The following is a 14301-nucleotide window of genomic DNA, read 5'->3' as shown; positions in this document are numbered from 1 at the left end:
TCACCGCCCGCCCTGTCGGTGATCCCCATGTGCGCAGCCCAGCGACTCTCGTCGGACCCCGCGGGCGGCCGCCCCCGAGGGGCCGCCGGGAGGCTCAACCGCCGTGCTCCGCGAGCCATTTGGCGGCGGTCTCGGCCAGCTCCGCATCGCGGCCCGCCAGCATCATCCGGATCATCTGCGCGTCGCCGCGGAGCGACCACGCCGGGTGGCCGAAGGTGGCGGGGTTGTTGCCCTCGATGAGGAAGTGCGCGGGCCAGGCCGTGCCGTAGCCGACGAGCGGCAGGGCGAGCAGCAGCTTGGGCCGCCGTCGCAGCGCACCGTAGGCGGACACCGCCAGGCCGGTCAGGGTGCCCGTCAGATGGATCCAGCGGGTGGCCGCCCTGGAGTGCATCGCGACGTAGTAGGGCCAGAACTCCTCGTACGAGCCGAACTGCCGGCCCTCGCCTTGTCGAGTCATGTCCGCACGGTAGTCCCGCCCCTGGACGGTGTCAGCGCCCGGTGCTATGTTGTTCTCGATTCGAGAAGAACTCAAAGTGAGAATGACGCAGGGGGCGGACATGGAAGCGCACCGGGGGAGTGGCCCCGCGGATGGCGACGACGGCGAGTTCCTCGCGGCCTACGACCCGCGCGACTTCCCGGCCATCGCCGTGACGGTCGACATCGTCGTCCTGACGCTGCGTCAAGGTGCCCTGCACGTCCTGCTGGTGGAGCGCGGTGGCCGTCCCTTCCAGGGAGCCTGGGCGCTGCCCGGCGGCTTCGTCCGGGCCGGCCGGGAGACCCTCGACCAGGCCGCGGCCCGCGAACTGGCCGAGGAGACCGGCCTGGACGCCACACAGCTCGAACGCGTCCATCTCGAACAGCTCGGCTCGTACGGCGACCCCGGCCGCGACCCGCGGATGCCCGTCGTCACCGTCGCCTATCTGGCCTTCGCACCCGACCTCCCTGAAGCCCGCGCCGGCAGCGACGCCTCGGCCGCGGCCTGGATCCCGGTCACCGACCTGCGGCCCGGCCTCGGGGCGGACGCCGCCGAGAGCGGCACTTCCACTTCCACTTTCACCGAACCGGACGCGGCCCGCCCGCGTCCCACGGAGCAGGGCCCGGGGCACGGGACCGACGGGGGTGATTCCGTGCCCCGGCCCGACGACACCGTCCGAGAGGCGACCGGCTCCGCCGCCCTCCCGCTCGCCTTCGACCACGCCAGGATCGTCACCGACGGCCTCGACCGCGCCCGCGCCAAGCTCGAGTACACGCCGCTGGCCACGGCGTTCCTCGGCGAGGAGTTCACCATCGTCGAACTCCGCGGCGTCTACGAAGTCATCTGGGGCAGCCCGCTGCACGCCGGGAACTTCCACCGCAAGGTGCTCTCGGTCCCCGGCTTCGTCGAGTCCACCGGCGCCACCGCCGCCCGCGGCGGAGCCCGCGGCGGCCCGCGCGCCCGCCTCTACCGCGCGGGCGACGCCCGGCTCCTGCACCCGGCGCTGCTGCGACCGGACCGCGAGGAGAGCGTCCGATGACCGAGGCCGCCGCCCCGCGCGACCGGGACGCCGCCCGCGCCGCACTGGCCGCCGCCCGCACGCCCGCCGACCTCTTCCCTGCCGACGACGCCGCGGCCGCCCGCGTCCACCGCCGGCTCGCCCGCCTGCTGCACCCCGACACCGTTCCGGCCGCCGAACGCCCGCACGCGGCAGCCGAGTTCGCCCGGCTGGCGGACCTCTGGCAGCGGCGCGCCGCGGCCGGCCGCCCCACCCTCACCACCCGCCGCCGCACCTACACCCTCGGGCCCGCCCTGACCTCCGGCGACCTCGCCCTGCTCCGTACCGCCGACTACGACCACGACGGCACCCGGCACCGCGCCCTGCTGAAGATCCCGCGCGCGGTCACCGACAACGACCTGATGGAGCGCGAGGCACGGGCCCTGAACCGGCTCGCCCGACGCGGCGAGCCACGCCACCGCGCCTACGCCCCCCGGCTCCTGGAGACCTTCCGGCACCGCGATGCGGACACCGGCGCCGAGCGCCGCGTCAACGCCCTGGTGCCGCTGGAGGGCTGGCACACCCTGGCCGCGGTCCGGGCCGCCCACCCGGGCGGGCTCGACCCGCGCGACGCCGCCTGGATGTGGCGCCGGCTGCTCACCGCCCTCGGCTGGGCACACCGCACCGGCCTGGTGCACGGCGCGGTCCTGCCCGAGCACGTCCTCATCCACCCCGCACAGCACGGCCTCGCCCTCGTCGACTGGTGCTACAGCACCGCCCTCGGCGACCGCGTCCCCGCACTCGTCGAACGCCACCGCGCCGTCTACCCGCCCGAGATCGCCGGTCGCCGCCCGGCGACCGAGGCCACCGACATCCACCTCGCGTCCCGCACCATGGACGCCCTGATGGGCGAGCGCACCCCGAAGCCCATGCGGGCCTTCCTGCGCGGCTGCACCCTGCCCGCCGAGGCCCGCCGCCCGCACGACGCCTGGCGGCTGCTGGCCGAGCTGGACGCACTCCTCGACCGCCTCTACGGGCCGCGCACCTTCCGCCCGTTCACCATGCCGGCGCCGGCCCCGACGCCCTGACGCACCGGCCCGTACACCTCACCCGTGCACCCACGCTCCACACTCACGCTCCACACCCACATCACGGCACACACTCAGGGGGACATCACCATGGGCAGCGGAATCTGGTCCACCCACGTCTACGGCGCCGCGGCGGACTACCGCGCCGCCTCCGGCACCAGCGCCTTCGACTACAGCGACCGGCTCACCGGCTCGGCGCCGCGCCACACCTGGACGGCACACCCCGCACTCGACCCCGAGGGCCTCACCACCCGCGAGAGCCGCGACTCCACCGAACACCCCGCATCACTGGCCGTCTCCGTCCTCTTCGACGTGACCGGATCCATGCGGACCGTGCCGCGCGTCCTGCAGGCCAAGCTCCCCGAACTCTTCGGCCTGCTGCTGCGCAAGGGATACGTCGAGCACCCGCAGATCCTCTTCGGCGCCGTCGGCGACGCCACCTGCGACCGGGTGCCCCTCCAGATCGGCCAGTTCGAGTCCGACAACCGCATGGACGACGATCTCGGCAACATCCTCCTGGAGGGCGGCGGAGGCGGCCAGCTCACCGAGTCGTACGAACTCGCCCTCTACGCCATGGCCCGCCACACCAGCATCGACTGCCACGAGAAGCGCGGCCGTCGCGGCTATCTCTTCCTCATCGGCGACGAGATGCCCTACGGCAAGGTCAAGGCGCGCGAGGTCCGAACGGTCTTCGGCGACCCGCTCACCGAAGACATCCCCCTCCCCGCGGTCCTCGACGAGGTACGGCGGAAGTTCGACGTCTACTTCATCGTCCCCGCCGGTGCCGCCCACGTCGGCAACTCCGCGATGCTGCGCACCTGGCGCAAACTGCTGGGTCAGAACGTCATCGAACTCGACGACCTGGACGCCGTCTGCGAGACCATCGCGCTGACCATCGGACTCGGCGAGGAAGCCATCGACCTCGCCGCCGGCCTCGACGACCTCGCCGACATCGGCTCCACCGCGGGCGACACCGTCGGCAAGGCACTGGCCACCCTGAGCGCCGGCCGGGAGCACGGCACGGTGGCCCGCTCCACGGCACCGCTGACCGACGACGACACCGACACGACCGGCACCACCCGCCTCTGACCTCCCGACCTCCAGGACCGCCCGTGCACACCATCGTGGTCGACCTCGGCTACGGCGACGCCGGCAAGGGCACCGTCGTCGACCGGCTCTGCGCCGCACCGGGCGCGGCGCCGGTCACCTCGGTGATCCGCTTCAACGGCGGCGCCCAGGCCGCCCACAACGTCGTCACCACCGACGGCCGCCACCACACCTTCGCCCAGTTCGGCTCCGGCACCTTCAGCGGCGTCCCCACCCACCTCTCCCGCCTGATGCTGGTCGACCCCCTGGCGCTCGCCGCCGAGGCCCGCCACCTGGCCCGCCTCGGCGTCCCCGACCCGCTCGCCCTGCTCACCGTCGACCGGCGCGCCCTGCTCACCACCCCGTACCACGCCGCCGCCAACCAGGTCCGCGAACGCGCCCGCGGCACCCTGCGGCACGGCTCCTGCGGTATGGGCATCGGCGAAACCGCTGCCTACGCCCTGGCCCACCCCTCCGACGCCCCGACCGTCGGCGACTGCACCTCACCCGCCCGGCTGCGCCACACCCTCACCCTGCTCCGCGACCGCCTCACCGAGACCCTCGGGCCGCTCGACGCCCCGCCCGTCGACGCCTGCCTGGAAGCGTTCGCCGCCTTCGCCGCCCATGTCACCCTCGTCGACGAGACCCATCTGCCCCGGCTGCTGCGCCGCGGCCGGGTCGTCTTCGAAGGCGCGCAGGGCGTGCTGCTCGACGAGTGGCACGGCTTCCACCCGTACACCACCTGGTCGACCACCACGTTCGACGGCGCCGAAACCCTCCTCGCGGAGGCGGGCCGGCCACCGCGGACCGCGTTCCGCCTGGGCGTCGTACGCACCTACACCACCCGGCACGGCCCCGGCCCGCTCGTCACCGAGAACCCGGCCCTCACCACCGCCCTCCCCGAGCCGCACAACGGCCACGGCCGCTGGCAGGGCGCCTTCCGCGCCGGAGACTTCGACGCGCCCGCACACGCCTACGCGGTCGCGGCCTGCGGGGGAGTGGACGGCCTGGCCGTCACCCACCTCGACGCGCCCGCCCGCCACCCCGACCTGCGCATCGTCCGCACCCACCGCGCCCCCGACGGCACCACGACGGACCGCATCCCGGCCACCCGCCCCGGCGACCTCGAGCGCCGACAGCGGCTCACCAACCGGCTGCTGGCCGCCCGCCCGGCCGCCACGCAGACACCGGGGAGCGATCCACGCGTCTGGTCCGACGCCCTCGCCGAGACCCTGTCCGCCCCCGTCGTCCTGGAGTCCTACGGACCCACCGCGGCGGACAAGGTCACTGCACCGGGAAGTCGAAATAGGTGTCCGGAAAGGTCTCCGGCGTGAAGGTGTAGTGCCACCACTCCTCCGGCAGATTCCTGAACCCGGCCCGCTCCAGCCCGTTCTTGAGCAGCAGCCGGTTCGCCCGCTGCCGCCCGTGGACCCGGGGATCGACGGTGTGCGCCAGCGTGTCGAAGCAGTCGAAGCCGGTGCCCATGTCGAGGGAGTTGTCCGGGAAGCGCCCGGCCTTCGGCCCGTAACACGGCGTCAGAGGCTCACCCGGCACATACGGACGGGTGGGCACCGCCGGCAGCCGCACCAGCGTCACATCGAGGGTGCTGCCGCGGCTGTGGCCGGACTTGGCGGCGATATACCCGTCGTCGAACAGCTTCGACTTGTCCACCCGCGGATAGAACTCGGCCTTCATCCGCTGGTCGCCCAGGTCCTTCGCCCACCGCACGAAGTGGTCCACGGCGCGCTGCGGCCGATAGCAGTCGTACACCTTGAGGGAGAGGCCCCGCCGCAGGAAGGAGCGCTGGGCGCGGTGCAGCGCCCGGGCGGCGTCCCGCGTCAACAGGCACTCCGGCCGGCGGTAGCCGTCCACCGCCACCCCCATGAAGGTGTGCGGCGTGGCATAGCGCATCTCCTGGACGATCGTGGGGTCCACGGCGCGCAGCGCGACGAACTCCCTGGGCGCACCGGGCGGACGAACCCCGGTGCCCGCCGCCGCGCCGGACGGCAGCGCGACGGCGGTCAGCAGGGCGGCGGCAGCGACGGCGAGGCCGCGCAACGCGGCAGCAAGTCTGGGCATGGCCCCCGTCTACCAGTCACGGCCGCCGGAGCGGAAGACCGCTGCGCCCTCACGCATCCAACCCGCGCACCCGCACCGGGTACCCCACCGGGCTCCCGTCCTGCCGTTCCACCACCACCTCGCCCCCCTCCAGCCGCGTCGTGAACCGCTCCACGGCCGGCCGCCGCCACCCGTCCCCGACGTCCGGCACCACCACCCCACCGCCCCGGCGCCCCACCGCCGGCGCCCACACCTCCAGCTCCGTCCCGCCGTCCGCACCCGTCACCGGAACCACGGCACCCGCCCGCGCCAGCACCGGGATCCGGGACAGCGGCGCGTCCACCACCACCTGGCCCGGCCCGTCGTACGCGCGCCCGGTGACCGTGTCGTACCACCGCCCCCGCGGCAGCCGCACCGCCCGCCGCGTCAGACCCCCCTCCAGCACCGGGGCCACCAGCAGCGCATCCCCCAGCAGAAACGTGTCCTCGCAGTTCCGCAACGCCCGGTCCCGCGGCGCATGCCACCACACGGGACGGACGTACGGCGCGCCGGTCAGCCGCGCCAGCTGCCCCAGGGTGTGGAAGTACGGCAGCAGCCGCTCGCGCTCCCACAGCGCCGCACGGGCGTGCCCCAGCACCTCGTCCCCGAACTCCCACGGCTCCCGCCGCCCCGCCCCGAGCGCCGAGTGCGTACGGAACAGCGGCAGATACGCGCCCAGTTGGAACCACCGCAGATACAGCTCCCGGGACGGCTGTGCCGAGAAGCCGCCGATGTCAGGGCCGCTGTAGGGCACGCCGCACAGCCCGAGACCCAGCACCAGCGAGAGCGACGCACGCAGCCCCGGCCAGCCCGTCGCCACATCCCCCGACCAGGTGCCGCCGTACCGCTGCAGCCCCGCCCACCCCGACCGCGAGAACAGGAACGGCCGCTCCCCGGGCCGCAGTTCGCACAGCCCCTCGTAACCGGCCCGCGCCATCGCCAGCCCGTAGACGTTGTGCCCCTCCCGGTGATCGCCACCCCGGCCCTCCAGGGCGTGCCGGGCCGAACGCGGCAGCGTCGGCTCCCCGAACGCCGCGAAGGACACCGGCTCGTTCATGTCGTGCCAGACCCCCGCGAAACCCTGCGCGAGCCGTTCCCCGTACAGCGCGCCCCACCACTTGCGCACCCGCGCGTCGGTGAAGTCCGGGTACACCGACTCGCCCGGCCACACCACGCCGCGCACCTCGCGCCCCCGCGCATCCCGTACGAAGGCATCGGCCGCCGCCCCACTGTCGTAGACCGCGTCGCCCGGCTCCGCCTTCACCGCCGGATCGACGATCGACACCAGCCGCACCCCGTCCGCGCGCAGCTCCCGCGCCAGACCCGGCAGATCCGGATACCGCTCCCGGTCGACGGTGAAGACCCGGTGGCCGTCGTAGTGGTCGATGTCCAGGTGGACGGCGGACAGCGGCAGGCCGCGCTCCCGATAGCCCGCCACCACCCGGCGCACCTCGTCCTGGCCGCCGAAGCCCCAGCGGGCGTGCTGGTGGCCGAGCGCCCAGCGGGGCGGCAGCGCCGGCGCGCCGGACAGCGCCGTCCAGCCGAGGAGCACCCGCGAGGGGGTGCCGAGCAGTACCCAGTAGCGCAGCGGCCCGCCGTCCATCCGCAGCTCGCAGGTGCCCGGCCGATCGTGCCCCGAGCCCGCGCCCTCCGCGCCCTCGCGCAGCGTCACCCGGCCGTCCCACGAGTTGTCGTGGAAGACCAGATGCGTCCCGGCATCCGCCACCACCAGCTGCACCGGCATCGTCAGGGACAGCGGATCGTCCCCCGGCTCGAAGGCACCGCCCGGATCGGTGTTCCACAGCCGGTGAACGCCATCCCGCAGCCGCGGGCCGTGCGCCCGGCCACCCAGCCCGAAGAACCGCGCGTCGGCCGCCACCGCCGAGCGCTGCACCCACCGCGACGCACCGCACTCGCCGGGCTGCTCACCCGGCTCCGGTATGCCTCCCGCCTCCGTGCGGTCCCACCAGCGCGGCGGCAGCTCCCGCCGCAACGTCACCCCGCCGGGCGTCCGCACCTCGACCGCGCCGTACCGCGACACCGCCACCTGCACCCGCTCCGAGACGACCCGCCAGCCGCCCTCCGTGTCCGGCTCCAGCACCGCCCGCGGATCCACCTCCGGACACGGCCCGGCCAGGCCGTAGGAGGGCTCCGGCCCGGCGCCGTCCCAGCCGCAGAACACCGCGCCGCCCGCCGCCACCCGCACCCGCAGCGACGACCGCGCGAAGTGGATCAGCCCGCCGCCCGGCTGCGACTCCGCGCCCGTCGCCGCCCCCGGCACCCGCGCCCGCTCCACACCCGGCCGCGCGAACGCCCGCGCATCCGCCCGCCACCGCCGCCACGCCGCACGCACCGACCGCAGCCCCGTCACCGGCCCGACCGCCCTGACCACCCGTACCGACCGCACCAGATCCCGCCCGTCCATGCAGGCCAGCCTGCCATCGTCGCCGCACCGTGCGGGCGTCGTTCAACTGCCGTTCACCTGCGCCCGGTCACGCCCGGCCACCCTCAGGCACCTGGATCCGACGGCCGATGGCTTGATACGACCGGGCACCGGGGCCCGCACCGGACCCGTCGGCCGCCACCACCCCCGAATGTGGGGGTCCGCCCTGGTGCACAAGTCGATCACATGACATCGTCCAGACAAGCCGTGTCTCGCGCGCCCCACCCACCTGGCAGCCGGGGCCGCGCGCGACCGACGCACACGACGCGTATCGCCCGGGAGCCGCATCATGACCACCGCACCGCAGTCCGACGCCCTGCCGGAACCGCAGCCGGAACCCCTCTGGCAGCCCGGCCCGGACCGCATCGCCGGCGCCCAGGTCACCCGCTTCCACACCTGGGCGGCCGAGCACCACGGCGCCCCCGCCCCCACCCCGGACGACCCCGCCGCGAGCTACGCCGCCCTGCACCGCTGGTCCGTCGACGCCCTGCCCGCCTTCTGGCAGGCCACCGCCGAATGGTTCGACGTCCGCTTCGGCACCCCGTACGACACCGTCCTCGCCGACCGGGCCATGCCCGGCGCCCGGTGGTTCCCCGGCGCCACCCTCAACTACGCCGAACACGCCCTGCGTGCCGCCGAGGACCCGGCCCGCGCCGACGCCCCGGCGCTGCTGTACGTCGACGAGACCCACGAACCCACCACCGTCACCTGGGCCGAGCTGCGCGCCCAGGTCGGCGCGCTGGCCGCGCACCTGCGCCGCCTCGGCGTCCGCCCCGGCGACCGCGTCAGCGGCTACGTCCCCAACGTCCCCCAGGCGGTCTCCGCCCTCCTCGCCACCGCCGCCGTCGGCGCCGTCTGGACCTCCTGCGCCCCCGACTTCGGCGCCCGCAGCGTCCTCGACCGCTTCCAGCAGGTCGAACCGGTCGTCCTGTTCACCGTCGACGGCTACCACTACGGCGGCAAGGAACACGACCGCCGCGACACCGTCACCGAACTCCGCGCCGAACTGCCCACCCTGCGCGCCGTCGTCCACATCCCCCTGCTCGGCACCCCCGCCCCCGAAGGCGCCCTGAACTGGTCGGACCTGACCACCCACGACACCACGACCCCCACCGAACCGGTCTTCGAACAGGTCCCCTTCGACCACCCGCTGTGGGTCCTGTACTCCTCCGGCACCACCGGACTGCCCAAGGCCATCGTCCAGTCCCAGGGCGGCATCCTCCTCGAACACCTCAAGCAGACCGGCCTGCACTGCGACCTCGGCCCCGAAGACCGGTTCTTCTGGTACACCTCCACCGGCTGGATGATGTGGAATTTCCTCGTCGCCGGCCTCCTGGTGGGCTCGACGATCGTGCTCTACGACGGCAGCCCCGGCCACCCGGACATCGCCGCCCAGTGGCGGATCGCCGAAACCACCCGCGCCACCGTCTTCGGCACCTCCGCCGCCTACGTCATGGCCTGCCGCAAGGCCGGCATCCACCCGGCCCGCGACCTCGACCTGTCCGCCATCACCTGCGTCGCCACCACCGGCTCCCCGCTGCCGCCGGACGGCTTCCGCTGGCTGCACGACTCCTTCGCGGAGAGCGGCGCCGACCTCTGGACCGCCTCCGTCAGCGGTGGCACGGACGTCTGCAGCTGCTTCGCCGGCGCCGTCCCCACCCTCCCCGTCCACATCGGCGAACTCCAGGCCCCCTGCCTCGGCACGGACCTCCAGGCATGGGACCCCCAGGGCAGGCCCGTCACCGACGAGGTCGGCGAACTCGTCGTCACCAACCCCATGCCCTCCATGCCCACCCGCTTCTGGAACGACCCCGACGGCACCCGCTACCACGACAGCTACTTCGACATGTACCCCGGCGTCTGGCGGCACGGCGACTGGATCACCGTCACCTCCCGGGGCAGCGTCGTCATCCACGGCCGCTCCGACTCCACCCTCAACCGCCAGGGCGTGCGGATGGGCTCCGCCGACATCTACGAGGCCGTCGAACGCCTCCCCGAGATCCGCGAATCCCTCGTCATCGGCCTCGAACTCCCCGACGGCGGCTACTGGATGCCGCTCTTCGTCCACCTCGCCCCGGGCGCCACCCTCGACGACGCCCTCCGCGACCGCATCAAGCGCACCATCCGCGAACAGCTCTCGCCGCGCCATGTGCCCGACGACATCATCGAAGCCCCCGGCGTCCCGCACACCCTGACCGGCAAGCGCATCGAGGTCCCCGTCAAGCGCCTCCTCCAGGGCACCCCGCTCGACAAGGCCGTCAACCCCGGCTCCGTCGACAACCTCGAACTCCTGCGCTTCTACGAGCAGGTGGCCCGCGACCGCGCCGAGTAGCCGCGGGCCGGCGCCGGTCGGCGCCCGGTCAGCAGCCGATGTCAGACCCCACGATTACTCTCAGTGACAAGTGACGTTCGTATCCGCACCTCACTGAGGGGGAGCCATGACATCCACCACCCGGCACACCGACCAGGCCGCCGCCCGCCGCAGGCTGCGCCGCGAAGTCCCCAGTACCGCCGCCGTCCTGGCCGACGAGCGGGACTTCGCGGCCATGCGCCGCTACCGCACCTTTCCCTTCGACGACCACCGCAGTTACCTCCAGCAGCTGGAAATCCTGCTGCGCACCCTCGCCGCCCAAGGCGTGCTCACCACCCTGAGCCTCTTCGACCCGGCCGCGTACGAGGAGTACTGCACGGACCGCGCCCTCGACCCGGACCTCCCCGGCAGCCGCACCCGCTACGCCGCCGACCTCGCCCGCACAGGACCGACCGTGCCCTACGCCGGCGAGCCGCTGGAGCAACTGCTGCCGGTGCTCACCGAGGAGGCATCCCGCCGCGCCGGCTGGGACCAGGCGTCCACCGTCCTGGCCCGCGCGGGCAGCTGCGAGGACTGCGGCGCCGACCTCGGCCGGCTCGCCTTCGCCCAGGCCACCGAAGCTCTCCGGCAACTCCTCGAAGCCCTCGGCGCCGGCACCCACCACCTCGTCTGCAGCATCCCCGCCGGAGAACCACCGCTCCTCGCGGTCCTGCACGCCACCACCGCCACATCCGGCCGCCCCCGGCTCACCGAATCCGAGACCCTGGTGTTCTGCACGGTCCTCGCCGCCGGACTCGCCCTGCGCACCCCGGGCGGCATCGTCGCCCGCACCACGACCGGCGACACCGGCGAGCGGTCGACCGTCCGCGGCTGGTCGCTGCGCGACGGCCGGCCCTGCCCGCTGACCGAGGCCGAGGTGTTCACCGCCTACTGCACCGACGCCGACACCGGCGAACCCATCGCCCCCGAACACGGCGTCGACTACGCCCCCGGCCTCCCCCTCACACCGCCACCGGACCCGCACCGCCACCTCTGACGCCGGCCCCCACCGACCCGTACGGCAGATGGCCGCCCCGCCACGGGGGCGGGACGGCCATCAACGGCTTCGGCGACGCATGCGCCGCGCGGTGCTACTCCCCGGAGAGCACCGCCTGCGCCGCGGCCCGCGCGTCCTCGGCGGTGTCCGCGGCCCGCGCCGCGGCGGCGGCCCGCTCGCACTGGGCGAGGGTGTGCTTGGACAGCGTCGCCCGCACATACGGAAGCGACGCCGCGCCCATCGACAGGCTGGTCACCCCGAGCCCCGTCAGCACGCATGCCAGCAGCGGATCGGAGGCCGCCTCGCCGCAGACACCGCAGCTCTTGCCCTCGGCCTTGGCGGCCTCGGCCGAAAGAGCCACGAGGTCGAGCAGCGCCGGCTGCCACGGATCCTGCAGCCGCGAGACCGCACCCACCTGCCGGTCCGCGGCAAAGGTGTACTGCGCCAGGTCGTTGGTCCCCAGCGAAAGGAACTCGACCTCCTGCAGGATCGAGCGCGCCCGCAGCGCGGCCGACGGAATCTCCACCATCGCACCGAACTTCGCCTGCAGCCCGGCCTGCCGGCACGCGTCCGCGAACGCCTTGGCATCGGTCCGGTCGGCCACCATCGGTGCCATGACCTCGAGGTAGACCGGCAGCCCCTCGGCCGCCTTCGCCAGCGCGGTGAGCTGCGTGCGCAACACATCCGGGTGGTCCAGCAGCGTTCGCAGACCCCGCACACCCAGCGCCGGGTTCGGCTCATCGGCCGGCGTCAGGAAGTCCAGCGGCTTGTCGGCGCCGGCATCCAGGACCCGCACGACGACCCTGCCCTCGGGGAAGGCCTCCAGCACCTTGCGGTACGCCTCGACCTGCTTGTCCTCCGAGGGCGCCTTGGAGCTGTCGTCCAGGAACAGGAACTCGGTACGGAAGAGACCCACGCCCTCCGCCCCGGCCTCGACCGCGGCGGCCACATCCGCCGGCCCGCCGACATTGGCCAGCAGCGGCACCTTGTGACCGTCGGACGTGGCACCCGGCCCGGACGACGCCGCCAGCGCCGCCTTCCGCTCCGCCGCGGCCTGCTCCAGCGCCGCCCGCTTGGCGGCATCCGGCTCGACGAACACCTCACCGGTACTGCCGTCCACCGCGATCTCGGTGCCCTCGACGATCTCGCCGGCACCCGGCAGCGCGACGACGGCCGGCACCCCCAGCGCCCGCGCGAGAATCGCGCTGTGGCTGGTCGGCCCGCCCTCCTCGGTCACGAACCCGAGCACCAGCGCCGGGTCCAGCAGCGCGGTGTCGGCCGGCGCCAGGTCCCGCGCGATCAGCACATACGGCGAGTCGCTGTCCGGCACACCCGGCATCGGCACACCCAGCAGCCGCGCGACGATACGGTTGCGCACATCATCGAGATCGGCGACCCGTCCGGCCAGATACTCACCGGCCCCCGCCAGCAACGCCCGATAGGCGGCGAACGCGTCGTACACGCCCCGCTCGGCGGTGCTGCCCACCGCGATCCGCCGCTCCACATCCGCCATCAGCTCGGGGTCCTGCGCCATCATGGCCTGCGCCTCGAGCACGGCCTGCGCCTCGCCGCCCGCCAGATTGCCCCGCGCGATGAGGTCGGCGGCAACGGCTTCCACGGCCTGACGGGCACGCCCCTGTTCGCGCTCCGCCTCGTCCGCCGGAATCTGCTTGGCCGGCGGCTCGAGTACCGCCGTACCCATGTGCCGTACCTCGCCTATGGCCACACCGTGGCTCACACCGACGCCTCGCAGCGTTGTCTCCATTGCACCCGTCTCCCTTGATACGGCGGTCTCGGCCGCCGCGATGGATGTCCTACCCGCCGTCAGGGACGGCGTCCAGCTGCTACTGCCAGGAGAAGAGCGTGTCGCCCGCCTTGACGTCGCCGTCCTCGCGCACCTCACCGAGCGAGTCCGAGGCGGCCTCCAGCGCGACGACCGGGCAGACCGCCGACTTGCCGGCCTCCTCGACCGCGGCCGGGTTCCAGCGCACGACCGCCTGGCCACGCGTCACGGTGTCGCCCTTGTTGACGAGCAGCTCGAAGCCCTCGCCGTTGAGCTGAACGGTGTCGATACCGAGGTGCGTCAGCACCCCGTGCCCTTCGGCGTCGACGACGACGAACGCATGCGGGTGCAGCGAAACAACCACACCGTCCACGGGCGAAACCGCCTCGGACGGCTCACGAACGGGGTCGATGGCGGTACCGGGACCGACCATCGCTCCGGAAAACACCGGGTCGGGCACAGCCGCGAGTCCGATGGCGCGTCCTGCGAGAGGGGACGTCACGGTGGTCATGGGAAGCCTCCCAGGGGTGGAGATTCATCAGGCCGCCGTCACTACCTGTCCTGGACGGCGCACCGTTCAGAAGCGTAAGTCATAAGAACTGACGGTTCCGCATGAGCAACACCGGGCGAACGGACCTTGAGCCCCGCCGAATCGATTTGCCTCGCCCACAGCAGGGCTGTACTGTCTGAGACCTGCCCCAGACAGTCAGGCCGCAATCAACTGCGGCCCGGACACCCGTGGGCGGCACTCCCTCAGAGTCTTGATCGAGATTCTCGAATTGCGTGATTCTGCATGCCTGCAGAAAAGCAGCGGTTCGGAAGCCCCGGAAAAGCCTGATAGAGTGTGGAACACCGAAGGGAAGCGCCCGGAGGAAACCCGAGAGGGAATCCAAAGGAAGCGTCCGTTCCTTGAGAACTCAACAGCGTGCCAAAAGTCAACGCCAGATATGTTGATACCCCGTCTCCTTCATGGAGATGAGGTTCC

The 14301-nt window shown here is 73.3% G+C and carries 12 protein-coding genes; 7 read left to right on the top strand and 5 right to left on the bottom strand.

Annotated features, from left to right (window positions below; genetic code table 11):
• Positions 1-94: 94 nt before the first annotated feature.
• On the bottom strand, positions 95-457 hold the full coding sequence (locus ACGFML_RS05865; RefSeq protein WP_393540471.1) for an Mpo1-like protein: 363 nt from the start codon (positions 455-457) through the stop codon (positions 95-97).
• Positions 458-557: 100 nt separating this feature from the next.
• On the opposite strand from ACGFML_RS05865, the gene ACGFML_RS05860 reads away from it, so the two are divergent.
• Genes ACGFML_RS05860 through ACGFML_RS05845 form a run of 4 tightly spaced genes read left to right on the top strand, consistent with a single transcriptional unit; the run spans position 558 to position 4980 of the window.
• On the top strand, positions 558-1514 hold the full coding sequence (locus ACGFML_RS05860; RefSeq protein ID WP_393541651.1) for an NUDIX domain-containing protein: 957 nt from the start codon (positions 558-560) through the stop codon (positions 1512-1514).
• On the top strand, positions 1511-2560 hold the full coding sequence (locus ACGFML_RS05855) for a molecular chaperone DnaJ (RefSeq protein ID WP_393540469.1): 1050 nt from the start codon (positions 1511-1513) through the stop codon (positions 2558-2560). The genes ACGFML_RS05860 and ACGFML_RS05855 overlap by 4 nt, the downstream gene beginning before the upstream one ends.
• Positions 2561-2584: 24 nt before the next feature.
• Complete coding sequence (locus ACGFML_RS05850) at positions 2585-3649, top strand: hypothetical protein (protein ID WP_393540467.1); 1065 nt, start codon at positions 2585-2587, stop codon at positions 3647-3649.
• Between the two features lie 23 nt (positions 3650-3672).
• Positions 3673-4980, top strand: coding sequence for an adenylosuccinate synthetase (locus ACGFML_RS05845; RefSeq protein ID WP_393540465.1), 1308 nt, complete (start codon positions 3673-3675; stop codon positions 4978-4980).
• On the opposite strand, the gene ACGFML_RS05840 is transcribed toward ACGFML_RS05845, so the two are convergent.
• Positions 4931-5725 carry a M15 family metallopeptidase gene (locus ACGFML_RS05840; RefSeq protein WP_393540463.1) on the bottom strand — a complete coding sequence of 265 codons (795 nt, stop codon included), beginning with the start codon at positions 5723-5725 and terminating at the stop codon, positions 4931-4933. The two genes, ACGFML_RS05845 and ACGFML_RS05840, sit on opposite strands and share 50 nt — an antisense overlap.
• A 49-nt stretch (positions 5726-5774) precedes the next feature.
• Positions 5775-8168, bottom strand: a complete 2394-nt coding sequence (locus ACGFML_RS05835) for a TIM-barrel domain-containing protein (RefSeq protein WP_393540461.1) — start codon at positions 8166-8168, stop codon at positions 5775-5777.
• Positions 8169-8475: 307 nt separating this feature from the next.
• On the opposite strand from ACGFML_RS05835, the gene ACGFML_RS05830 reads away from it, so the two are divergent.
• On the top strand, positions 8476-10518 hold the full coding sequence (locus ACGFML_RS05830) for an acetoacetate--CoA ligase (RefSeq protein WP_393540459.1): 2043 nt from the start codon (positions 8476-8478) through the stop codon (positions 10516-10518).
• 106 nt (positions 10519-10624) lie between these two features.
• On the top strand, positions 10625-11533 hold the full coding sequence (locus ACGFML_RS05825) for a hypothetical protein (protein ID WP_393540457.1): 909 nt from the start codon (positions 10625-10627) through the stop codon (positions 11531-11533).
• 94 nt (positions 11534-11627) lie between these two features.
• Here the strand turns inward: ACGFML_RS05825 and ptsP are convergent, their stop codons facing one another.
• Together ptsP and ACGFML_RS05815 are read right to left on the bottom strand one after the other, a co-directional pair.
• Positions 11628-13298: a phosphoenolpyruvate--protein phosphotransferase gene (gene ptsP / locus ACGFML_RS05820; protein WP_393540455.1), complete on the bottom strand. Its 1671-nt coding sequence runs from the start codon at positions 13296-13298 to the stop codon at positions 11628-11630.
• A 79-nt stretch (positions 13299-13377) separates the two neighbouring features.
• Positions 13378-13827: a PTS glucose transporter subunit IIA gene (locus tag ACGFML_RS05815; RefSeq protein ID WP_393540453.1), complete on the bottom strand. Its 450-nt coding sequence runs from the start codon at positions 13825-13827 to the stop codon at positions 13378-13380.
• A gap of 250 nt (positions 13828-14077) precedes the next feature.
• Between ACGFML_RS05815 and ACGFML_RS05810 the strand changes: the two genes are divergently transcribed.
• Positions 14078-14301: hypothetical protein (locus ACGFML_RS05810; protein ID WP_393540451.1), on the top strand; the 224-nt coding region annotated here is incomplete at its 3' end.

It is taken from the genome of Streptomyces sp. NPDC048650 (genome assembly GCF_043199095.1).
GTDB lineage: Bacteria > Actinomycetota > Actinomycetes > Streptomycetales > Streptomycetaceae > Streptomyces.
Note: the sequence above shows the minus strand (reverse complement) of the source record. Positions and strands in the feature narration are given on the sequence as shown.